At 35.0% G+C, this 21,832-nt stretch carries 19 protein-coding genes; 10 read left to right on the forward strand and 9 right to left on the reverse strand.

Annotation, left to right across the window (positions count from 1 at the left end):
• The first annotated feature begins 59 nt into the window (after positions 1-59).
• The 3 genes from KFZ70_RS02245 (at position 60) to lspA (ending at position 3,130) form a co-directional block, all read left to right on the forward strand.
• Positions 60-1,616 carry an NAD(P)/FAD-dependent oxidoreductase gene (locus KFZ70_RS02245; RefSeq protein WP_139698316.1) on the forward strand — a complete coding sequence of 519 codons (1,557 nt, stop codon included), beginning with the start codon at positions 60-62 and terminating at the stop codon, positions 1,614-1,616.
• A 108-nt stretch (positions 1,617-1,724) separates the two neighbouring features.
• The gene (gene fabD, locus KFZ70_RS02250; RefSeq protein WP_139698315.1) at positions 1,725-2,618 is read left to right on the forward strand and encodes an ACP S-malonyltransferase; all 894 of its coding nucleotides are present in this window, start codon (positions 1,725-1,727) and stop codon (positions 2,616-2,618) included.
• Complete coding sequence (gene lspA / locus KFZ70_RS02255; RefSeq protein ID WP_139698314.1) at positions 2,618-3,130, forward strand: signal peptidase II; 513 nt, start codon at positions 2,618-2,620, stop codon at positions 3,128-3,130. Before fabD ends, lspA begins: the two co-directional genes overlap by 1 nt.
• Before the next feature lie 57 nt (positions 3,131-3,187).
• On the opposite strand, the gene galE is transcribed toward lspA, so the two are convergent.
• Positions 3,188-4,210 carry a UDP-glucose 4-epimerase GalE gene (gene galE / locus KFZ70_RS02260; protein WP_139698313.1) on the reverse strand — a complete coding sequence of 341 codons (1,023 nt, stop codon included), beginning with the start codon at positions 4,208-4,210 and terminating at the stop codon, positions 3,188-3,190.
• Complete coding sequence (locus KFZ70_RS02265) at positions 4,203-5,357, reverse strand: DegT/DnrJ/EryC1/StrS aminotransferase family protein (RefSeq protein ID WP_139698312.1); 1,155 nt, start codon at positions 5,355-5,357, stop codon at positions 4,203-4,205. Before KFZ70_RS02265 ends, galE begins: the two co-directional genes overlap by 8 nt.
• Positions 5,358-5,591: 234 nt before the next feature.
• Here KFZ70_RS02265 and KFZ70_RS02270 point away from each other — a divergent pair, with 234 nt between their 5' ends.
• The 3 genes from KFZ70_RS02270 to KFZ70_RS02280 all read left to right on the forward strand — a co-directional run bounded on the left by KFZ70_RS02270 (position 5,592) and on the right by KFZ70_RS02280 (position 7,533).
• The gene (locus KFZ70_RS02270; RefSeq protein WP_139698311.1) at positions 5,592-6,827 is read left to right on the forward strand and encodes a 3-deoxy-D-manno-octulosonic acid transferase; all 1,236 of its coding nucleotides are present in this window, start codon (positions 5,592-5,594) and stop codon (positions 6,825-6,827) included.
• Positions 6,828-6,910: 83 nt separating this feature from the next.
• Positions 6,911-7,159, forward strand: coding sequence for a hypothetical protein (locus tag KFZ70_RS02275; protein ID WP_139698310.1), 249 nt, complete (start codon positions 6,911-6,913; stop codon positions 7,157-7,159).
• A 113-nt stretch (positions 7,160-7,272) separates the two neighbouring features.
• The gene (locus tag KFZ70_RS02280; protein WP_139698309.1) at positions 7,273-7,533 is read left to right on the forward strand and encodes a hypothetical protein; all 261 of its coding nucleotides are present in this window, start codon (positions 7,273-7,275) and stop codon (positions 7,531-7,533) included.
• Between the two features lie 390 nt (positions 7,534-7,923).
• Here the strand turns inward: KFZ70_RS02280 and KFZ70_RS02285 are convergent, their stop codons facing one another.
• The 3 genes from KFZ70_RS02285 to KFZ70_RS02295 all read right to left on the reverse strand — a co-directional run bounded on the left by KFZ70_RS02285 (position 7,924) and on the right by KFZ70_RS02295 (position 11,755).
• Positions 7,924-9,474, reverse strand: coding sequence for a DUF4955 domain-containing protein (locus KFZ70_RS02285; RefSeq protein ID WP_139698307.1), 1,551 nt, complete (start codon positions 9,472-9,474; stop codon positions 7,924-7,926).
• A 3-nt stretch (positions 9,475-9,477) separates the two neighbouring features.
• The gene (locus KFZ70_RS02290; RefSeq protein WP_139698306.1) at positions 9,478-10,677 is read right to left on the reverse strand and encodes a glycoside hydrolase family 88 protein; all 1,200 of its coding nucleotides are present in this window, start codon (positions 10,675-10,677) and stop codon (positions 9,478-9,480) included.
• A gap of 61 nt (positions 10,678-10,738) precedes the next feature.
• The gene (locus KFZ70_RS02295) at positions 10,739-11,755 is read right to left on the reverse strand and encodes a LacI family DNA-binding transcriptional regulator (protein WP_139698305.1); all 1,017 of its coding nucleotides are present in this window, start codon (positions 11,753-11,755) and stop codon (positions 10,739-10,741) included.
• Between the two features lie 116 nt (positions 11,756-11,871).
• Between KFZ70_RS02295 and kduI the strand changes: the two genes are divergently transcribed.
• From kduI to KFZ70_RS02310, 3 genes are read left to right on the forward strand one after another with little or no spacing between them, the layout of a single operon-like run.
• The gene (kduI, locus tag KFZ70_RS02300; RefSeq protein WP_139698304.1) at positions 11,872-12,714 is read left to right on the forward strand and encodes a 5-dehydro-4-deoxy-D-glucuronate isomerase; all 843 of its coding nucleotides are present in this window, start codon (positions 11,872-11,874) and stop codon (positions 12,712-12,714) included.
• 2 nt (positions 12,715-12,716) lie between these two features.
• Positions 12,717-13,511: a gluconate 5-dehydrogenase gene (locus tag KFZ70_RS02305; protein WP_139698303.1), complete on the forward strand. Its 795-nt coding sequence runs from the start codon at positions 12,717-12,719 to the stop codon at positions 13,509-13,511.
• A gap of 26 nt (positions 13,512-13,537) precedes the next feature.
• Positions 13,538-14,704, forward strand: a complete 1,167-nt coding sequence (locus KFZ70_RS02310) for a DUF4861 family protein (protein ID WP_139698302.1) — start codon at positions 13,538-13,540, stop codon at positions 14,702-14,704.
• A gap of 61 nt (positions 14,705-14,765) precedes the next feature.
• Here the strand turns inward: KFZ70_RS02310 and KFZ70_RS02315 are convergent, their stop codons facing one another.
• Entirely contained in the window at positions 14,766-15,773 is a 1,008-nt protein-coding gene (locus KFZ70_RS02315; protein WP_139698301.1) for a DUF481 domain-containing protein, read from the reverse strand.
• A gap of 38 nt (positions 15,774-15,811) precedes the next feature.
• The gene (locus tag KFZ70_RS02320) at positions 15,812-16,480 is read right to left on the reverse strand and encodes an outer membrane beta-barrel protein (RefSeq protein ID WP_139698300.1); all 669 of its coding nucleotides are present in this window, start codon (positions 16,478-16,480) and stop codon (positions 15,812-15,814) included.
• 143 nt (positions 16,481-16,623) lie between these two features.
• On the opposite strand from KFZ70_RS02320, the gene KFZ70_RS02325 reads away from it, so the two are divergent.
• A complete protein-coding gene (locus KFZ70_RS02325) occupies positions 16,624-18,795 on the forward strand; it encodes a multiheme c-type cytochrome (RefSeq protein WP_139698299.1) in 2,172 nt (723 codons plus the stop codon).
• Here the strand turns inward: KFZ70_RS02325 and KFZ70_RS02330 are convergent.
• Positions 18,785-20,131 (reverse strand): BatD family protein, encoded by a 1,347-nt coding sequence (locus tag KFZ70_RS02330; RefSeq protein WP_139698298.1) that lies wholly within the window; start codon positions 20,129-20,131, stop codon positions 18,785-18,787. The genes KFZ70_RS02325 and KFZ70_RS02330 overlap by 11 nt on opposite strands.
• Positions 20,125-21,831, reverse strand: a complete 1,707-nt coding sequence (locus KFZ70_RS02335; protein ID WP_139698297.1) for a VWA domain-containing protein — start codon at positions 21,829-21,831, stop codon at positions 20,125-20,127. Before KFZ70_RS02335 ends, KFZ70_RS02330 begins: the two co-directional genes overlap by 7 nt.
• Position 21,832 lies beyond the last annotated feature (1 nt).

The raw sequence follows: 21,832 nt of genomic DNA on the forward strand, positions 1-21,832 counted from the left end.
TTTCATTCAGGACCATTCGTTTTGGTATCCCATATTACAAATTTCCTTAGCTTTGCCACATGGTAAAAGAGATTCAACTTCGTGTATCACTTAAAGAAGCAGAACAGAGTGATATTCTACTTTTAAAATCGTCTTTAAAATTAGACATTGACAGAAGCGAAATTCAGGGTATAAAAATCTTGAGAAAGTCAATTGATGCCCGAAAACCCAAAATCATCTTTAATTACAAAGTTGCTGTTTTTATAAATGAACCCAAACCAAGTTCTTCGGAATATCAATTTGACTACAAAGATGTCTCCAAAGCAAAACCTATTCATATCATTGGCTTTGGTCCTGCCGGCATGTATGCCGCCTTGCGTTGTATTGAACTAGGATTTAAACCTATTGTTTTAGAGCGCGGTAAAAATGTAAAAGATAGAAGACGTGATTTACGCGCCATAAACCAGAACCATTTTGTTAATGAAGATTCAAATTATTGCTTTGGCGAAGGCGGAGCGGGAACTTACAGTGATGGTAAATTATACACAAGAAGTTTAAAGCGTGGTGATGTACGACGTATTTTTGAAAATCTTGTGTACCATGGAGCCACGGATCAAATTTTGGTAGATGCCCACCCCCATATTGGCACAAATAAATTACCTAAAGTAGTTCAAAATATCAGAGAAACTATATTAAAATATGGTGGTGAAGTGCATTTTGAAACACGTGTTACCGATTTTATCATCAAAAACAACTCTATTTCGGCTATTCAACTTCAAAATGGAGAAGAACTAGCGGTACATAAAGTCATTTTAGCTACGGGCCATTCGGCAAGAGATATTTTTTACTTACTACATGAGAAAGAAATTGCCCTTGAGGCAAAGTCATTTGCCATGGGTGTTCGTGTTGAACATCCGCAGCACATTATTGATTCCATTCAATACCATTGTTCTGGTTCTAGACATGAAATGTTACCTGCAGCTTCCTACAGTTTAGTGCAGCAAGTTAATAACCGAGGTGTTTATTCCTTTTGTATGTGCCCTGGCGGATTCATAGTTCCAGCGGCTACGGCTAATGGTGAGGTTGTTGTAAATGGTATGTCGCCTTCAAAACGCAATAATTTATATGCCAATTCAGGCATTGTTGTTGAAATTAACGTAGATTCTGATTTACCTAAATATGAAAAGTTTGGTGTGCTAAAAGGTCTCGAATATCAAAAAAACTTAGAACGCTTAGCTTTTACCGCAGGAGGAAGACGTCAAACCGCACCTGCACAAAGACTTACAGATTTTGTTGAAGGTAAGTTTTCTAATGACCTAAACCCAACCTCTTATCAACCAGGATTAAAATCAGCACCATTACATTCTTTATTACCAAAATTTATTGGTAGTAGGTTGAAAAAAGGTTTTGATGCTTTTGGAAAAAAAATGACAGGCTATTATACCTCTGAGGCCAATATTGTTGGTGTTGAATCTAGAACCTCATCACCTGTGTCTATTCCCAGAACCGAAAAATTGGCGCACCCTCAAATTTTAAACTTATACCCTTGTGGTGAAGGTGGTGGTTATGCTGGAGGTATTGTATCGGCCGCCATGGACGGAGAACGCTGTGCTGAGGCGGCAATTGCAGACATGTAAAACCTATCCTGTTTTAAGCGTAAACGTTGGTTTTTATGGTTTATAAAGTCAAATCAAACATTATTCCTATAAAATAGCTATTTTTGCTGCTCTAAAAAAAGAAATAAAATGAACGCATATATTTTTCCAGGTCAAGGTGCTCAATTTTCAGGAATGGGATTAGACCTCTATGAAAATTCGCCATTAGCACAAGAATTATTTGAAAAAGCCAATTCTATTTTAGGCTTTACTATCACAGATATTATGTTTGAAGGATCGGCTGAAGACTTGAAAGAAACCAAAGTAACACAACCAGCCATTTTTTTACATTCTGTAATTTTAGCAAAAACTATAGGCGCTAGTTTTAAACCTGACATGGTAGCTGGGCACTCATTAGGAGAATTTTCGGCGCTTGTTGCAAATGGTGCTTTAACTTTTGAAGACGGCTTAAAACTTGTATCTCAACGCGCTTTAGCCATGCAAAAAGCTTGCGAGTTACAGCCAAGTACCATGGCTGCTGTTCTTGGACTGGATGATGATATTGTTGAAAAAGTATGTGCCACTACCCCTGGTGTGGTGGTTGCGGCTAATTACAATTGCCCAGGACAGTTAGTTATTTCTGGAGAAATTGAAGCCATAAATAAAGCTTGTGAAACACTCAAAGAAGAAGGCGCTAGAAGAGCATTAGTATTACCCGTTGGAGGAGCTTTCCACTCCCCTTTAATGGAACCTGCCCGCGAAGAGCTAGCAGCTGCTATTGAAAACACGACATTCAGCAAACCAAATTGTCCTATTTACCAAAATGTAACGGCTAGTGCTGTTATTGATGAATCTGCAATAAAAGCGAACTTGATTTCGCAATTAACTGCCCCAGTAAAATGGACTCAATCTGTACAACAAATGGTAGCTGACGGAGCCACCTTATTTACTGAAGTAGGTCCAGGTAAAGTACTACAAGGCTTAGTTAAAAAAATAAACAGAGCTTCTGAAACAGCTTCTGCAACTTTTGAAGCAAACAGCTAATGAAGTTTACCAAACGATCCATATACATATATGCTGTTGTTATTTTAACCATTGCTATTGATCAAATATCAAAAGTGATTGTTAGAGCAAATATTGTTGGCAGAACAGAGACAAATGCGGGAGAACAAATACCTGTAATTGGAGACTACTTTATTCTAATGAATGTTGAAAATACTGGAGCTTTCCTCGGTATGGGTAGTGATTTAAACCCTACTTTAAGAATTATTTTATTACTTATCCTGCCTATTCTAGTGTTAGGTTTAGTTTTAAGACATATTTTAAAAGATAAATCTCTAGACAACTGGTCTTTGTTTGCCTTTTCCAGCATTATAGGAGGAGGTATTGCTAATGTATACGATCGCATTGCTTATGGCTCTGTGACCGACTTTTTATTCATTGATTTAGGTGGTGTATTTAAAACAGGTATTTTTAACCTAGCTGATTTATCAGTAACTACAGGCATGATTATTCTGGTATTTACCAGCTTCAAAAAGAAAAAAACAGAAAATTAAACACAAAAATAGGGAGCTACAAGTAGCTCCCTATTTTTCATATATATGTTATAAATACTATTTAGCTCTAACTTTTTGTTCCCATTTCCAAGCTGAAAGCATAGCTTCATCAAGTGATAATTCTGTTTTCCAACCCAATTCATCATTGGCCTTATTGGTATCTGCATACGCAGAAATAATATCCCCTTCTCTTCTACCAACAATTTTATAATTGAGTTTCTTTCCAGAAACACGCTCAAAAGCTTGAACAACCTCAAGTACAGAACTCCCTTTGCCCGTTCCTAAATTAAAGGTTTCGTAATTGGCCTTGTTTTTATTTTGTAATAATCGTCCTAAAGCCACAACATGTGCTTTAGCTAAATCAACCACATGAATATAGTCTCTAATACAAGTACCATCTGGTGTTGGGTAATCATCTCCAAAAACAGATAATTCTTCACGTAATCCAATAGCCGTTTGGGTAATAAAAGGCACTAAGTTTTGAGGCACTCCAATAGGCAATTCTCCTATTTCCACAGATTCGTGGGCTCCAATAGGATTAAAATATCTAAGCGCAATTGCTTTTAACGTGGGAACCACTTTACAAGTATCTTGAATAATTTCCTCACCTATTTGTTTCGTGTTCCCATAAGGGGACTCTGCTTTCTTTACAGGAGCGTTTTCAGTAATTGGCAATTCATCAGCCTGACCATAAACCGTACACGATGAACTAAATATAAAAGCTGCTGATGGTAATTTTTTAAGTTCTTTAAGAATATAAACTAAGGTACTTATATTATTTTCATAATATAAAAGTGGCTCTTTTACACTCTCACCTACCGCCTTACTTGCAGCAAAATGAATTACCCCTTTTATATCGGCATGTCTTACAAAAAAGTTTTCTACATCAATTTTTTCTTTTAGGTCTATTTGTTCAAAAAGAGGTCTTTTACCTGTAATCGTTTCAATACCATCTAACACTTTGATGGATGAGTTTGATAAATCATCAATGATGACAACTTCGTAACCTTCATTTTGCAATTCTACCACTGTATGAGATCCTATAAACCCAAGACCTCCTGTAACTAATATTTTATCCATTAATATAGCTTGTTATAGTTGTTGTAATAAATTCTATTTGATCGTCGTCTAATTCCGTATGCATTGGTAAGGATATCACTTCTTTAACTAACTGATTCGTTACTTTAAAATCAGCTTCATTATATCGCGTATCGGCGTATGCTTTTTGTTTATGAAGCGGAATAGGGTAATACACACCACACGGAATGCCTTTTTCATTTAAGTGCTTAACTAAAGTATCTCTATCAACACCTTTTACTCTTAAGGTATATTGATGAAACACGTGGCAATCACAATTATCACAAGCCTTGTCGCAACGCTTTGTTCTTACTGGCGTAATAATGCCCTCAACAGATTTCAATACATCATCATACTTACTTGCTGCTATCTGTCTGGCTTTATTGTACTGATCAAGATGTGGTAACTTAGCATCTAACACAGCGGCCTGAATACTATCTAATCTTGAATTAACTCCTACCACATCATGATGATAACGTTCATACATACCATGATTTACAATACCTCTAATAGTATGAGCTAAATCATCATCATTTGTAAATATGGCACCACCATCACCATAGCAGCCCAAGTTTTTTGATGGAAAAAATGAGGTAGCTCCTACATGTCCTATAGTTCCTGCCTTAACTTTAGTTCCATCTTTATATGTATAACTTGCCCCTATAGCCTGTGCATTATCTTCAATTACGTATAGATTATGTGCTTTAGCTATATCCATAATAGCCTCCATATTGGCACATTGCCCAAATAAATGCACTGGAACAATAGCCTTAGTTCTTGGCGTGATAGCTTTTCTTATTGCTTCAATATTGATATTAAAATCGTCTTCATTAACATCAACCAATACTGGGGTTAAATTCAACAGCGCAATAACTTCAACTGTTGCGGCAAAGGTAAAATCCGCAGTAATAACCTCATCACCTGGTTTTAAACCTAAGCCCATCATAGCAATTTGCAAAGCATCTGTACCATTAGCACATGGAATAACATGCTTTACGTTAAGATATTGCTCCAAATTCTTTTGGAATTCATGAACTTTGGGACCATTTATAAATGCTGTATTTTCAATTACTTCTTGAATAGAAGGATTAACGACATCTTTTATATCGTCATACTGACCTTTTAGGTCAACCATTTGAATTTTTTTCATCAAAAAAAGATTATAGTCTGTTCAATTTTAAAAATTATATCGACTAATTTAATAACTTCCTGTTACAGGATTACCAACTACAAATTTACAAAAATCATCTACTGCAACCCAATGAATCTCATTTGATTTAAGCTATAAATAGCATTAGTTAGTAAAAATTAATTATTCCTGAATCATTACAACGTTTGCGTTGATTTTCTTTGAAAGAAATGTATTTTAGCATAAAGAAATAGCGTGAATATCATTTATAATATAGGCATACGAATTTTAGGTTTTTCACTTCAATTCATGGCACACTTTAATGCCAAAATTAAACTAGGAGTTGAAGGCAGAAACAACACCTATACTATTCTAAAAAACACTTTAGAGCCTAATGATAAAACACTATGGTTTCATTGTGCCTCCTTGGGCGAATATGAACAAGGTCTTCCTGTTTTTAAAGTTTTAAGACAACATTATTCCAATCATAAAATTGTACTTTCATTCTTTTCGCCCTCTGGTTATGAAATTAGAAAAAGTACACCCATTGCAGATGTTGTTGTTTACCTCCCTCTAGACACCAAATTAAATGCTAAAACATTCATCGACTTAATAAAACCTGAACTTACCGTATTTGTAAAGTATGATATTTGGCCTAACTATTTAAATCAGTTAAAACAAAATCACTATAGAGCCATACTTATATCTGCTGCCTTAAGAGCAAATCAAGCATATTTTAGATTTTATGGAGCACCATTGCGTAATGCTTTATTTGCATTTGAACATATTTTCACCCAAAATGAAGAATCAAAAACACTTTTAAAATCAATCCATTATAATAATGTAACGGTGTCTGGAGACACGCGATTCGACCGTGTATCTAGCCAATTAAATATCGACAATACCTTGTCATTTATTGAAAATTTTAAAGATGAAAAACTTTGCGTTGTAGCAGGAAGTACTTGGCCTGAAGATGAAGCCTTAATCATTCACTATATAAATAATCACGCTTCTAAAAATATAAAATTCATTATTGCGCCTCATGATATTAAACCTGGCCAAATTTCAAATATTAAACAGGCACTTCATGTTAACTATGCCACCTATTCTAATAGAAATCACCAGAACTTAAAAGACGTACAAGTATTTATTCTGGATACTATAGGAATTCTTTCTAAAACATATACATACGCAGACATTGCCTATGTTGGTGGTGCTATGGGACATACTGGACTTCATAACACTCTAGAACCCGCTGTGTTTGGCATTCCTGTCATTATTGGAAAAAATTACAGTAAATTTCCTGAAGCAGAAGCCTTAATTCATCATGGTGGTATGTTTTCCGTATCAAATAAAGAGCAATTTAACGCCATTCTTTCAGAACTTCTCAACGACACTAAAAGACGGCAAGAAACGGGGTTAAAGAACAGTAACTTTATTAAAAAAAATGAAGGTGCTGTCATCCAAATAACAGACTACTTACGTATATAGTGGTGTTGAAGCAATTTTAGTTGTTTTAGCAAAAGCCATAAATGGCAAAATAATTAAACGAATCAACACCAAAAATGAAACATATGAAAAATTTAGTTTGGAGTACAGCCTTACTTTTAATGTTAGGTTTCGCATTTACATCTTGCAGAGAAAACAAAAAGGGAGATGATGTAAATATTACCATAGAGAAAAAGGTTGAAGCAACACCTGAAGAAGAAGGAACCCTTGAGGAAGCAGGCAAAGCTATTGACAATGCTGTAAAAGAGGTAAAAGAAGCTGGTGAGGCTACAAAAGATGCCGTTAATACTTTAGAAGGCGACAAAAAAGAATAATTTTTAAAAAAACACCGTTGGTGGCTTTTATAATCCTTCCTAAACTATTATGTAGGATTGCTTTTATAACCCAATGAGATAATCAAAATAAATTAACACTAAAAACAAAAACCATGAAAAAACTTGTATTAAGTACCGCATTATTGTTAGCATTAAGTGCATCTTTCGTTTCTTGTAAAGACACCAAAAAAGCAGATTCAGTTGAAGAAGCTATTGAAAATGCAGCAGATAAAGCTGAAGAAGCTGCTGAAGCTGCAGGTGATGCTGTAGATCAAGCTGTGAATGAAGCTGAAGAAGCTATTGATGATGCTGCTGATGCTGTTAAAGAAGCGGCTGATGATACTGCTGAAGCTATAAAAGAAGCTGGTCACTAAAAATTAAATACTAATTTCAATAAAATCGTCTAAAAAGTAATTTTTAGGCGATTTTTTTTCGTAGAATTTGTTTTTTATTAAGCACATTTTTGAGTAAAAAAGCGTAAAGTAAAAAGCTGCTAAGTTGATTTATATCACTAAACAGAATTTTTTAAGATTACATCCATTGTAATAACTTCATTATTAAGGGCTCACTCTTACCTTGCACCAACCCTTTATATGGAGATTCAGACCAAAAACATGCACTATACCTTCTCAATTGATCAGGGAAAATGATAAGAATATTGGGCTTATTGTCCCTATTTACATTTAATGCATTATTTTCTTTATGAACAGATTTACACCCTGACAATAGAATAACGCTATAAAAGACTAATAGACACCAACCTTTTATTGCTTACTCCTTAAATTTTTAATCCACCTTGGAGTTTTTCCCAAACGCATTTTTAATTGCGCCTCAAATAAAGACTCTGGTTTTACGGGTGTTCCTAAACTTTCTAAAACCTGAACCTCATCTTGTTTAAAAGTAGTTCCAGCGCCATGAAACCCAACAATAATTGGAGGCACTATCCTCCAATACCAAGTGTCATGAGCTACAAACCTAAAATGTTCTTCTGCCTCATCTATTTCCTTATAATTCCACAGCACCAAATAACGTCCGTGATTAGGCAAATTAGATCTTGCTCCGCCTGCTCTACCTTGAAAAAATCCGCCTTCTACATTATCCAACAAGGTGCAACGTGGCTGAGACGCATGCGCCTCAAAACAAGTATGTGCTGGGTATTTACTCCTCCAAATAACGGTTCCTGAAGCATATCCATCAACACCAAAAGAGTGATGCATTCCAGCCATATCGTTACAATTGGCGATAAGAATTTCGGTAGATCTTGATGCATGAATAGCACTATGCCCTATAGCGCCTTCAATCTTTACGTTTAAAACTGTACATGCTGCAGAGAAGGAAATACTTGCTGCCCTATTTACATTTTTAAATACGCAGTTTTTTATCCATGAATTAGTAGCTTTTGAGATGGACAATATACTCCATCCACCATCATGTTGCGCTGATTTATGATGAACAAATTCTTTTGTCCAATGACCTTCAAAAGTTAAGTTTTCAAAACCTATATTCTCTATATTAGAGAAACGAAACACTTTCCAGCCGTGTTTAGCTTTTATGTTATAATGCATAGGAGAAACTAAGGTAATCTCATTTCCTTGAACAGAGGCTACTTGATGTTTTTCATTAACCACAACACCTTTAGTAAGCAGAGAAGTCCATGCCTTATCTACCTCTAACGGAGCTATATCTTCATCTACTAAACCTTTATCATTATTAGTTAACTGAATACTTAACCAATCCCCTTCCTTGATTTGAGAGGCATCTTCCACTGTTATATTGAATGTTTCTCGTTTAGAATCAGATAGTATGTTTGATAAAAATTCATCCTGCCCCTTTGAAGTCGCTTTTATAGCATACGGACAGGTCCATAATTTATCTGGATCTTCTGGTGGTAAATCCTTATCAAAAAACAACACCGTATTTTCTTGATCTTCTCCTCTAAATACAATATTTGATGTTGTAATTAAAATACTACTTTGATCATCTTTTTGTGTATTTATGTAATACTTCCCTCTAGGAAAATAAATAACGCCTGAACCATTTTTTATTGCTGCATCAACGGCTAATTTTATAGCATGTTTATCTGATACTTCATCATTTGGCTGAGCACCAAAATCAAGAACATTAAATACCTTATGGTGCACATAAGGAATATCCTCTTCGCTAAATTTATACCCCGCATAAGCGAAATTAGGTAAAATAGCTTCTTTACCATTTTTCTGAGCTTTTTTATACGCTTCCCAGAGGTTACTCTGTTGAGAAAAACTACTATAACAGCTCCATACGCATATTATAGTGAGTAGCAAATACCGTTTCATACCTTACTTATTTAATTGTTTTTTATACCGCATTAGTGCTTCTAAATAATAATAGTCGGCATAATTTAGTGGTACATCAATCTCATTATTATGAGGAATACTCCCTACACTGTGCTTTAAAATAAAGTTATGGTTTTCACCTAATTTTGCTGTATACGTATCTGATGCCAAAGCATTCATGATTTTATCAATAGCTACCTTATAGGAATCAGTAGAATAAGTATCCAACTCTAAAAGTGCTGATGCGGTAATTGCTGCTGCCGAAACATCTCTAGGTTCATTAGGAATATTTGGGGCATTGTAATCCCAATAAGGAATTCCATCTTTAGGAGTCCCCTTATAATCAAGTATGAAAGATGCTATGTTTTTAGCCTGATCAAGGTACCTTAAGTCTTTGGTATATCTATAACAAACAATATAGCCATATAAACCCCATGCTTGCCCTCTAGCCCAAGCACTTGTATTAGCATAGCCCTGAGCTGTTTGCTTACTTCTAACGGCACCCGTTTCTGGATCATAATCAATAACATGATAAGAGCTATTATCTTCTCTAAAATGATTTTTCAATGTTGTATTGGCATGTGAAACGGCAATCTTCTCATAAGTATCATTTCCTGTTAACTTTGACGCTTCAAAAAGCAGCTCTAAATTCATCATATTATCAATAATCACAGGAAACTTCCAATCTCTTTGTGACTGCCACCCTTTATCAACATCCCAACTTTTTATACACCCTACCTTAGGATTAAACCGCGTAATTAACGATTCCGCTGCCGTAATCATAACTTGTTTGAACTGCTCATTTTTTGTTATTCTATATCCATTCCCATAAGAACAATTAAAAATAAAACCAAGATCATGATTTGTGGTTAATTTTTTGTGTAATTCAAACTTAGCCTGAAAATGCGTTGCTGCATGTTTCCAAGTTTCATCTCCAGAAAATTCAAATAAGTACCAGCAACTACCTGGAAAAAAACCTTCTGTCCAATCAAACTTTTCATGAGTCCAATGCATATCTCCTTTTGCATTCAAGGTTCTTGGATTTTTATTCACAGATTTGGCCTCTTCTAACAAACCATTCATTTGTTTTTCAGCAGCAAGTAATCGGTCATTGATTGTCTGGATTGGCTCTTGTTTTGGTCCCTCAATACAAGAAAGCAGGCACATTAAGACCAAAATTAACCATAGAAATTTAGTTTTCATTTTAGCAAAGTGTTTCGTTTAGTGCAAATCTATGTGTAATCATAGTTTTATTTGAATAGCATTACTTTTCAGATGACGCTCTAACAATCAACTCAGAGTTAAGGACATTAAATATACTGTCATTCTCAGTATCTTTATTTTGAATTTTTTTCAAAAGCAGCTCAGAAGCTATTTTACCAATTCGGAAAGCTGGTTGATTAATGGTTGTAAGAGGAGGTTCAATCACGGCAGAAATAGGATCGTTATTAAATCCTACAACGGCAATATCTTTAGGTATAGTCACTCCTTTTGATTTTAAATATTGCATCGCTGCTATGGCAGCTGTATCATTTGACGAATAAATGCCATCTACATTTTTCAGTTCAAGAATGCGTTTGGCTGCCCATATTCCATCAGACTCAGACAAATTAGACTCAAAAATATAATCGCCATTCACTGTTAAACCATGTTTTTTTAAGGCTTCAATATACCCCGCCTTTCTTTGCCTATACAATTCAATATTTTGCGCTCCAGAAAAGTGGACAATATGTTTGCACCCCTGTTGTATAAGATGTTCTGTGGCTTCAAAACTCGCTTTATAATTATCAATATTTATATTAATACTGCCTTTAAGATTGCAAGGCCTATCAAAAAAAACAATGGGCTTTCCTAAGTTCATGTATGCTTCCAAATGTTCAAAAGACGCTGTTTGCATGGAAATACTCATGAGTATACCATCTACTCTATTTGAAATTAATGACGAAATAATTTTCTTCTCTCTCTTAAGGCTATCCAATGATTGACAAATAATAACATTATACCCTGCTTGATAAGCCTTTTCTTCAATACCGGAAATGACCGTAGCAAAAAAGTATCGAGAAATTCGCGGCAAAACCACGGCTATGGTAAAAGTTTTCTGTGTACGAAGATTGGATGCCAAATTATTTCTTTGATAGCCCAATTCCCTGGCTTTTTCAAAAATTTTGTCTTTTGTTTTTTTTGATACGCGCGGACTCCCATTTAAAGCTCTAGATACGGTTGAACTATCAATACCTAAAGCTTTAGAAATATCATGAATGGTTGCTTTTCCCGCCTTCATAGTAACACAATTTTAAATAAATAAAACAAATATAACATATCTCAACAATTAAAATACAATCGATTGTATTTTAATAAGTTTTTCATACTTTTACAAAAAATAAATCACATTTAATTATGAGTACAAATTGCGAGGTACGGTATGCGGCTTCAACTAGGGAAGTAAAAACAATGGATACTAAAGCATTAAGAGATGAGTTTTTAGTGCAAAACTTGATGACTAAAGATGGTATTAAATGGGTATATTCTCATTATGATAGATATATGATTGCAGGTGTTGTACCTGTAAATACCGAAGTAAAATTAGAAATAGTTGACGCGCTGAAAGCGGACTTCTTTCTTCAAAGAAGAGAACTTGGTATCATCAATATAGGAGGTACTGGTGTGGTCACTGTTGATGGAACTGAATACACCATAGCTCACAAAGAAGCTTTGTATCTAGGACAAGGTAATAAAAATGTGAGTTTTTCAAGTCCCTCTGCTGATACACCTGCAAAATTCTATTTAAATTCTACTCCAGCTCATAAAGCCTATCCTAATAAAAAAATTGGTATTAATGATGTTGAACAAATTGAACTTGGAGCACCAGAAACAGCCAATGCAAGGACACTTAGAAAATATATTGTTAATAGTGTAGTAGATGTATGTCAATTACAAATGGGAATGACTACCATAAAGACAGGAAGCTCATGGAATACCATGCCTGCGCATGTGCATGACAGACGTATGGAAGTCTATTTTTACTTTGAAATCCCTGAAGACCAAGCCGTATGTCATTTTATGGGAGAAACTAATGAAACCAGACATATATGGATGGGCAATGAAGAAGCTGTAATTTCTCCACCATGGTCAATCCATTCTGGGTCAGGAACTAGCAGCTATAGTTTTATTTGGGGTATGGCCGGCGAGAATTTAGACTATGGAGACATGGATGTTTGTCCAACTAATGAATTGAAATAACTATGTCTGTTACACTCTTCGACCTTAGCAACAAAGTAGCCCTAGTAACTGGAGGAACCCATGGTTTAGGTCAAGCCATGGCAATAGGGTTAGGTAAAGCTGGAGCCAAATTAGTAATAAATGGTGCTTCATCACAAGAAAAATTAAACAACGCGGTAGCTGAATATAAAACCTTAGGCCTTGAGGCTTACGGTTACCTATTTGATGTTACTGATGAAAAACAAGTCATTGAAAACTTAAATAGGATTGAAACTGAAGTTGGTGCTATTGATATTTTAGTAAACAATGCTGGTATTATAAAGCGTACCCCATTAGAAGATATGGAAGTTTCAGACTTCGAGCAAGTATTAAAAGTTGACCTAGTAAGTCCGTTTATCATGTCAAAACACGTGGTTAAAGGAATGATAAAGAGGAAAGCTGGAAAAATCATTAACATTTGTTCTATGATGAGTGAATTAGGACGAAATACAGTTGGTGCCTATGCTGCCGCCAAAGGAGGGTTAAAAATGCTTACCAGAAATATGGCTACCGAGTGGGCTAAACACAATATTCAAATTAATGGTATAGGCCCTGGGTATTTTGCCACAAGCCAAACCGCGCCAATTCGGGTAGACGGCCACCCTTTTAACGATTTTATTATAGGTAGAACACCCGCAGGACGTTGGGGTGATCCAGCAGATTTACAAGGTGCTGTGGTATTTTTAAGTTCAAAAGCCAGTGATTTTGTAAATGGCCAGATTATTTATGTTGATGGTGGAATTTTAGCTACTATTGGCAAACCATCAAATGAAGATTAGTTAAACCTATTTAAAAACCAATTCATATGAAGTCTTTATCCATTTTTGCTTTGGTAGGCATACTTTGTTTTTCTGCCTGTGCCGACAAAAACAAAACTATTCTTATAAAAAATACATTAGATTTTGATCGGTCTGTTGAAACGGTTGAATTAACAGCTGAACTCTTAAATGTTCCAACCCTTGAAACATTAGGAATTAAAGATGCCGATGATGAAACTCTTCAAATTACCCAATTAGTAGATTATGATGGGGATGGCACAATGGATGTACTACTATTTCAACCAAAGATAAAAGCCAATACTGAAAAAAAGTATGAAATTGTGAACATTAATCCAGATGACAACCCAAAAACTGAGGTTTATTGTTATTCTCGATTTGTACCTGAACGTACTGATGATTATGCTTGGGAAAACAATCGTGTGGCATTTAGAATTTTTGGCCCTGATGCACAATACCGAGCCGAAAACAACTTACCTCAACCAACCTTATCGAGTGGTGTTGATGCATGGTTAAAACGTGTTGAATATCCAATCATTAATAAATGGTACAAAAAAAACGCAGAAAAAGGAAAATCATACCACAAAGATTCAGGTGAAGGGTTAGATAATTTTCATGTAGGCATAAGCAGGGGTGTTGGAGGTATAGCTGTAAAACGCGATACCAGCTTTTATTATTCAAAAAACTTTAAAACTTGGAAAACCATTACAATAGGTCCTATTAGAACAAGTTTTCAAGTGACCTATGAAGATTGGGATGCGGACGGAAATATCATAAAAGAAAGTAAAACCATATCTCTAGATTACGGAAATAACCTTTCAAAATTTGAAACCCATATTTCAGGTACTGATATAATTTCAGCAGGGATAACCCTTCATGAAAAAGATGGTGAAGTAACTTCCAATATGAACGAAGCTTGGACTAGCTATTGGCAACCGCATGGCGATTCTGAACTTGGAACTGCCATTGTTACTACTAAAGATTACTTACAATCTTTTGAAAAGTATGATACAGAAAGTAAAGATGAAAGTAACGCCTATGCACATCTAAATATAATTAATGGCAAAACAGTATATTATGCAGGTTTTGGATGGGCTAAAAGCGGTCAATTTTCAACCGAAAAGGAGTGGCAGGATTATTTAAGTCAATTTTCAAAACAAATCAATACTCCTTTAGAAGTACGTTTAACTGAATAAACACTAATAAAAAGAGTCATTTTAGCTTTAAAGTGGCTCTTTTTTATTTGTGACATACGCCTTAATTAAAAGACCATCCAAAGCCCGTGGTAATATTATAATCTGTATCATTACCTACTACAGCAGGCTGATTATCATAATTCAGGGTAAAACCTAACTTTAAATAAAAATCAAGGGGCAAATCATATTTTAAAGTTAAATTATAATCTGACCTTACCCTTCTACTTTCTGACAAGCTGGGAAAAATACTCAAGGTAGTTTCTAAACTCAAATCTTCTAGATCAAAAACATTAAACGTTCCTGATATTAGTAATTCTGACGATGTTTTATTCAAACTATTATCTGTATAATTTTCTATATTATACGTGTAACCTAATGTAGTTGAAAAAAACAATTTATTGGTAGCAATTAAAAACCGACCTACACCAGCACTTGGACTTGTTCTTCCTACCAGTGCCTGCTCTGTATTCGACAGGAATGAGGTATTGCCTAAAAGATACCATTTTCTGTTTAAAATTCTATAAAAACTCAATTTTGCATCCGTCCTTTTAACGTTATCAACATTATCTTGCCTAGAATTCAAAACACTTATTGATCCATTTACAACCCATTTATTATCCATATAACTCAAACTACCAGCGGTTGAAAATTGTTTATAATTATTTGCCTTAGCTATATTTAGTCCTAAATCAACAGACACTTTTACTCGCTTCCAAAAACGATCATCAATTTCATCTAGAGCTACAATTTCACTAATAACATAATATTCTGGGGTTCCATCTAATAACGTAATACGGGCATAGCCATTTTTATCGGTAGTTAAATTTCCAAATCGGCGGCGCCCCTTGGTAAGCATTATCAAGCATTTTTTCTGAATGTCTAGTGATTCTACTTTACTATATTGAACACGAAAATCTTTATCACTATAAGACGTTTTCACCGTAAGAACCGCCTTTGAAAGTCGTTTAACCTCGCCTACTAAAATGCTATTATCCTTTAACCGAATAGTATCTTTCTGAGAAAAGCCAAAAACCGGAAGCAATACTAGAAATAATAAAGATTTATACAACAAGGAAATTGTTTTTTATTAGTTTGAGTATACATAAATTAAATTCTAAACACTAAACCGCCACTAAAACCACCTATAACGGTTGTGCTAGCCACACTAACACCACCATTAATACCACCTGGGCCACCCCCAACGTAGAAGCCCCCCCAATTAACAGGAAATAACAAATTACCTTGCAAATTAATCCCAACATGATCACTAAACATAATATTAACACCTGCTTTAAAAGAAAACGAAAATCTGGTTTCATTACTATAAGTGCGGTCTGTAATCTCTCTATTTTCATTCTTTGGACTTAAGAAAACAAGTCCCACGGCAGCTCCTGCAAATGGTCTAATATTTTCTTTTGGAAAATATCTCGTACCTCCAATCATCACCCAATCGGCAGCTAAATCTGCCAATCTTGTTTCATCAGGAATATCAAAATAACTATCTCTAACCGTAACCGAAGTACTGTGATGCGTATATGAAACCTCGGCCATGGTATTATCAAAGGTTTCAAAACCTAAGGTAACGCCCCATTGGTCGCTATCTTTAATTTTTATAAAATTATTGAACCCATAATTGAGTTTTGACCCAAATTGATATCCATAAGAAGGCGTGATTTCAACAGTTTGAGCGTAAGAATATGTGACCGAAAACAGTAATCCTGCCATTAATAAAAATAAAGACTTAAACGTTCTTTCTTGAGTAAAATACTTGATCATAGCGCAATTGTAATTTGATTAATTTGTTACGTGTTATAAACAAAGTTACAAATTATTTAATTCAAACAGCCTTTAAGTTTGTTCCTTAATTGGGCTGTTTATAAATGTTTTAACTAAGTTTGTTTTTAACAATTTTTGCATTGATGAATCACCATAAAACCATCTATTTTTTATTTTCCATTTGCATTTTAACTTTTGGTTGTAAAAACAAAACATACAATAATATTGAAACGCCAACCCATTCTGCGCATGTTAGCAGCAACTATATAGGCTCTAATCAATGTAAATCTTGTCATGAAGACACTTACAAAAAGTGGTCTGGATCACACCATGACCGCGCTATGGACATAGCAAACGCATCAACTGTTTTAGGTAATTTCAACAATATAAAACAGGTTATTGATGGTGTTTCCTATCATTTTTATACAAAAGATAAAGCCTTTATTGTAAATGTGACAGAGATTGACGGCAGTGTAAATGACTATAAAATTGCATATACCTTTGGTTTTACGCCTTTACAACAATACTTAGTTGATTTTGAAGGTGGAAAAAAACAAGTGTTACGAGTAACTTGGGATGCCGTTAAAAACAAATGGTTTCATCAGTATAAAGGACAAACTATAATTACAACAGATTGGTTACATTGGACTAAGGGTGCTCAAAACTGGAATACCATGTGTGCTGAATGTCATTCTACAAATTTAAAGCGCGGTTATGATCTACAGTCTGACACCTTTCATACCACGTATAGTGAAATTGATGTGACCTGTGAAAGTTGTCATGGACCAGGTAGAAACCACGTTGAATGGGCATCAAAAGACATTAAAGATAGTCATTCGTATATCATCAATGGTAAAACGCAAGAAGACCAACTTTCACTTTGCGCACCATGTCATGCAAGACGTACAAAGTTGACCAAAGATTTAAAACCAGGTGAAACTTTTGAAAATCAATATTTATTGCAAAGTATCTCTTCTACATATTATCATGCCGATGGTCAAATAGATGAAGAAGACTACGTTTATGGGTCTTTCTTGCAAAGTAAAATGTATGCTCAAGGGGTTAAATGTAATGATTGCCATGATGCACACAGCTTAAAGTTGAAATTTGATGGCAATCAACTGTGTTTGCAATGTCATGCTCCATCAGAATATAATTCACCAAGGCATCACTTTCATAACTTAGACACAGATGCTGCATTGTGCATTAACTGCCATATGACTGGTAAGATTTATATGGGTAATGATTTTAGGCGGGACCACAGTTTTAGAATTCCTAGACCAGATCAATCCGCTAAGTATGGTACACCAAATGCCTGTAACCAGTGTCATCAGGATAAATCAAACCAATGGGCAGCTCAAAAGATCAAGTCCTGGTATGGAAAAGAAAGAGCGTCACATTTCTCAGATGCCCTATTGTTAAGCAACAAATTGGCACTTACAACTTCTGAGAGACAATCATTAAATATATTCATAAATAACCTAGAATTTCCAGCAATAGCTAGAGCTACCGTTATAGAAAACTTAAGTTACTTAAATCAAGCTGAGTTTAACGTACTCTTTTTGGCGTTAAAAGACCCGTCTCCATTGGTAAGATATAAAGCGCTTTTAGAGTTTAGAAGTTTAACTCCAGAAATGAGAAAAACTATAGCTGTAGAGCACTTAAAAGATTCTACAAGATTGGTAAGAATAGCGGCTGCCCAATTGGTGTTAGATATTAATGAAACTACCTTTGATCCTAAACACCAGTCTTATGTTTATCAAGCTAAAGCCGAATATGAGCACATGATGTTTACCAATGCTGATTTTCCAGAAGGCAGACTTCAACTTGGTGATTATTATATGCAAATGAACAATGTTTCTGAAGCTATAAAGCACTATAAAATGAGCCTTTATAAAGATAGTTTGGTGTACCCAGCATATTCCAATTTAGCTACAGCCTATTCCATAAACCAAAATTATGATGAAGCGTTTACTGTTTTGAATTTATGGGAACAAAAGCAACCTAACTTAGGTAGGCCACATTATTTAAAAGCCTTATTGCATTTTGAGTTAAAAGAAGATGAAAAAGCCATTGCGCAATTGCAAACCGCCATAAGAGTTGATCCAAATGACACCAGATCAATGTACAATTTATCTACCTACTACTTTCAAGGTGAAAAAGATTTATCCTTGGCAAATGATTTTATTAATAAGGCTTTGCAGATTATGCCTAACAATAACGACTACCAGTATTTAAAGGCATTAATACTCCAAAAGCAAGGAAAAACAAAAGCTGCTAATGCCATTTTCAAGATGCTTCAGGTTAATCAATAGCTGTTGGGTTAAGCCACTTGTTATTATTGGGTTTAATCTTTTCATCTTGCAACAAATATACTTTTCTAGATTGTACTAAGGCATTTTTGAGGTGTACTATCACTTTTGTATTTGCTGATGTTTTTTTCTGAAATGCATCCTGATTATACTTTAACAAAGCATCATTTAAATTTTCAAAATTAAACTTTTGCGCAAAACTAGATAAGGTCTCGTATCTGCTGTCTAAGGTCTTTATCCAAATACGGCTTTTTATCAAAAATTGTCCAGAATCGTGCTGTTTTAAAGCTGAGAGTGCTTGTTTAAACGCGTATTTCTCAGAATTTAAATACTGTAAGCGTTTTAGTTTTATCCATCTCAATAGGCGTTTGGTGAGTTTGTAAACCACAAAAAGAAACAATAAACCAGTTAATACGTAGATGGAGAAGTTTTTTGCACTTAAACCCAAAATGGTAAACGGTTTTTCTTCTTGTTCAACTTCTGCTTCAACTGTTTTTTGAAGTGACTTTTTAATGCTAGCCAGCATTTCTAAATCAGGGTTTGGTGCTACTGTTATTGGCACAGCGTCAAGTGTTTTGGTATAAAACACTTGACTTCCTGGGTTCCAATAGGTGTATGTAGTACCTGGGATAAGTACATTGCCTTCTTTTTCAAACAAGTAATTAACTGTTTCTGTGCGACTTGCAGAGACATAGGTTTTAGCTTTGGTTGTGTTAACTGTAGCTCTCTTAGGGTAAATGCTTATTCCGGGAATGCTATCCCATGCAGTTGAAGGAATAAATTCAGATAATGTGCCACCTGCCGAGCGCGTTATAGTGCGTTGCACAACATCGCCAACTTTAACTTTTGTTAAAGGTGTCGACCATTTTTGCTGTACGGTTAAACCATTTGAAACTAACCAACTGTTTGGGTCATATCCCATTGGGATGTCGTTTACCTTAAGAGTTTCTGGTTTTGTTTTAACAGCGTGTTTTATTCCTTTATAATTGTCTGGTTTAGGAGATTCAACGTTTATAGATAAGCTAGGTATTATCAATTCACCTGTTTTATTGGGGAAGAGATTATAATAGAAGCTTACACCAGAATATTTTTTACCATTAAATGTTCTGGAATTACTTAAAGACCTGAAGTAAACCGTTAGTGCGCCATCAATTTGAATATTACCTACATCAACGCCAGAAGTGAACCAAGTTGATGTATACACAGAAACCGTAAGCTGAACGGGTTCGCCTATATACGCTTGCTTTTTGTTTAAAGTAGCATAACTGATAATGCTTTGCGCATGTAGTTGCGTGCCCAAAACCAATAGCAGAAACATGAAACCCAATTGCTTTACCATGAATGCGCTGTTTTTTCAGGTTGTACTAATTTTTTCTTGACTTGATATCTAAACTTTTTTGTTAAAAACAAAGCGGGGTCGTCATCTATTTTTCGCATCAAAATGTTTTTTGGTAAAGCGCCTTGACCTGATTTAAAATCATCAGGTAATTCATCAAGCTCCTTGCCTTTGCGTTGGCCAGTTTCTGCGGTTTCTTCTTTCCGCTCCTTTTCCATATCTTTTTTGGTAGCCTCTTGCCCGCCACCACTTAAATCTTCAGGAGAATCGTTTTGCTTGTTTTTGGCTAGTGCCTTGTCTTTTTCTTCTTTAAAGGTTTTAGGTTTATTGGCATTAAGACTATCAACGGCTTTGGCTATAATTTTTAAATTGTCTTTTGCTTTTGTGTTGTTAGGATATTTACTTAGCACCTGTTCAAAAGCTTCTTTTGATGCTTCCAGTTTTCCAAGCTTAGCATAAGTTAAACCTAAATTATACAACCCGTTGGTTGTTGTGTCTTGTTTGAAAGCTGCTTCTGCACTAACAAAATCACCAGCTTTATAGTAGGCCACACCTTTGTGCATAGGGTCATTAAATTTTAAAGCCGCATTTGCGTAATCTTTATCGTTATATAATTGCTGACCTTGATAATCTGAGGTGTACCATAAATCTTTAAATGAAGAGATTGATTTCGGTGTTTTGTCATTTGAATTACAAGAACTCAAACAAATCAATAGAAGCAAGCTGTTGATACTCCAGCCTTTTCTGAAAGAAAACGAAAACAGTATCATTAACGGAATTAAAAACCAGTAGCCTTGATCTTTCCATGACTCATCTTCTTTATCAATTTTATCTTCAAAAATCAATTCTTTACTAACACTTTTAGCCAAATCTTTTACGTCACTATCGTCCAAGGTAGCTTCTAAAAAAAAGACATTTTCAATAGCCGTAAATGCGCTTAATTTTGTGGTGTTGAGTGCTGATTTTGTGTTGTGTTTAGGAATTGTGCCTCCTGTTGGTGTGGCAAATGGGTATATAAACAGTTTTACATTATTTTCTTGTAAAAAGTTGTTAATTCTTTCAATAGAAAGGGCTTCCAAATCATCGGTAACTAGTAATATTTTAGATTGTGCAACAGGGTCAAGTGATAAGGCTTCTATTTTATCAAACAAGGCATTGAATCCTGTTCCTTTAACAGGCATCATTCTAGGTTGCAAACCATCAATTTGGTCTAAAATAATTTTGTAATCGGTTGTAAAAGGTGTAACTACATGCGATGAGGCTGCAAAAACTATTAAGTTGGTTTCAGCTCTAGGGTTTGCTTTTAACAAGTCGTGAATTTTAAATTTAGCACGTTCTAATCGGTTTGGAGATATGTCATCTACAAGCATACTTTCAGACATATCAAGGGCAATAACAAACTGAGATTTCACCTTTTTGGTAGGCGCTTTTATTCTACTCCATGTTGGGCCTAAAAAAGAAACTATTCCAATGATGAACATGATAACCACCGAAGTTCTGATAAGCATAGATTTCCATCGCGTTCCTTTTTGAATCACATAAGGTCTTAGGTGTTTGGCAATAGCATTTACCCATGAGGTAGATTCTTTATAAAACACAAAGCCTAAAATAATCAATAGTAGTCCGGAAATCATATACAAAACATAGTTTGTTCTCAAAAAATGAAAATCTTCCCAGTTAATATGTTTTAAAGTCTCTACCATG

It is taken from the genome of Allotamlana fucoidanivorans (assembly GCF_045788535.1).
Lineage (GTDB): Bacteria > Bacteroidota > Bacteroidia > Flavobacteriales > Flavobacteriaceae > Allotamlana > Allotamlana fucoidanivorans.

What these genes read in the sequence shown, in the direction of transcription:
- KFZ70_RS02275 (WP_139698310.1), top strand. Translation starts at nt 6,911, where the DNA reads ATGAAAAATTTAGTTTGGAGTACAGCCTTACTTTTAATGTTAGGTTTC.
- KFZ70_RS02265 (WP_139698312.1), bottom strand. Translation starts at nt 5,357, where the DNA reads ATGAAAAAAATTCAAATGGTTGACCTAAAAGGTCAGTATGACGATATA.
- KFZ70_RS02325 (WP_139698299.1), top strand. Translation starts at nt 16,624, where the DNA reads ATGAATCACCATAAAACCATCTATTTTTTATTTTCCATTTGCATTTTA.
- KFZ70_RS02330 (WP_139698298.1), bottom strand. Translation starts at nt 20,131, where the DNA reads ATGGTAAAGCAATTGGGTTTCATGTTTCTGCTATTGGTTTTGGGCACG.
- KFZ70_RS02290 (WP_139698306.1), bottom strand. Translation starts at nt 10,677, where the DNA reads ATGAAAACTAAATTTCTATGGTTAATTTTGGTCTTAATGTGCCTGCTT.
- fabD (WP_139698315.1), top strand. Translation starts at nt 1,725, where the DNA reads ATGAACGCATATATTTTTCCAGGTCAAGGTGCTCAATTTTCAGGAATG.
- KFZ70_RS02335 (WP_139698297.1), bottom strand. Translation starts at nt 21,831, where the DNA reads ATGGTAGAGACTTTAAAACATATTAACTGGGAAGATTTTCATTTTTTG.
- lspA (WP_139698314.1), top strand. Translation starts at nt 2,618, where the DNA reads ATGAAGTTTACCAAACGATCCATATACATATATGCTGTTGTTATTTTA.
- galE (WP_139698313.1), bottom strand. Translation starts at nt 4,210, where the DNA reads ATGGATAAAATATTAGTTACAGGAGGTCTTGGGTTTATAGGATCTCAT.
- KFZ70_RS02295 (WP_139698305.1), bottom strand. Translation starts at nt 11,755, where the DNA reads ATGAAGGCGGGAAAAGCAACCATTCATGATATTTCTAAAGCTTTAGGT.
- KFZ70_RS02285 (WP_139698307.1), bottom strand. Translation starts at nt 9,474, where the DNA reads ATGAAACGGTATTTGCTACTCACTATAATATGCGTATGGAGCTGTTAT.
- KFZ70_RS02305 (WP_139698303.1), top strand. Translation starts at nt 12,717, where the DNA reads ATGTCTGTTACACTCTTCGACCTTAGCAACAAAGTAGCCCTAGTAACT.
- KFZ70_RS02310 (WP_139698302.1), top strand. Translation starts at nt 13,538, where the DNA reads ATGAAGTCTTTATCCATTTTTGCTTTGGTAGGCATACTTTGTTTTTCT.
- KFZ70_RS02320 (WP_139698300.1), bottom strand. Translation starts at nt 16,480, where the DNA reads ATGATCAAGTATTTTACTCAAGAAAGAACGTTTAAGTCTTTATTTTTA.
- kduI (WP_139698304.1), top strand. Translation starts at nt 11,872, where the DNA reads ATGAGTACAAATTGCGAGGTACGGTATGCGGCTTCAACTAGGGAAGTA.
- KFZ70_RS02245 (WP_139698316.1), top strand. Translation starts at nt 60, where the DNA reads ATGGTAAAAGAGATTCAACTTCGTGTATCACTTAAAGAAGCAGAACAG.
- KFZ70_RS02280 (WP_139698309.1), top strand. Translation starts at nt 7,273, where the DNA reads ATGAAAAAACTTGTATTAAGTACCGCATTATTGTTAGCATTAAGTGCA.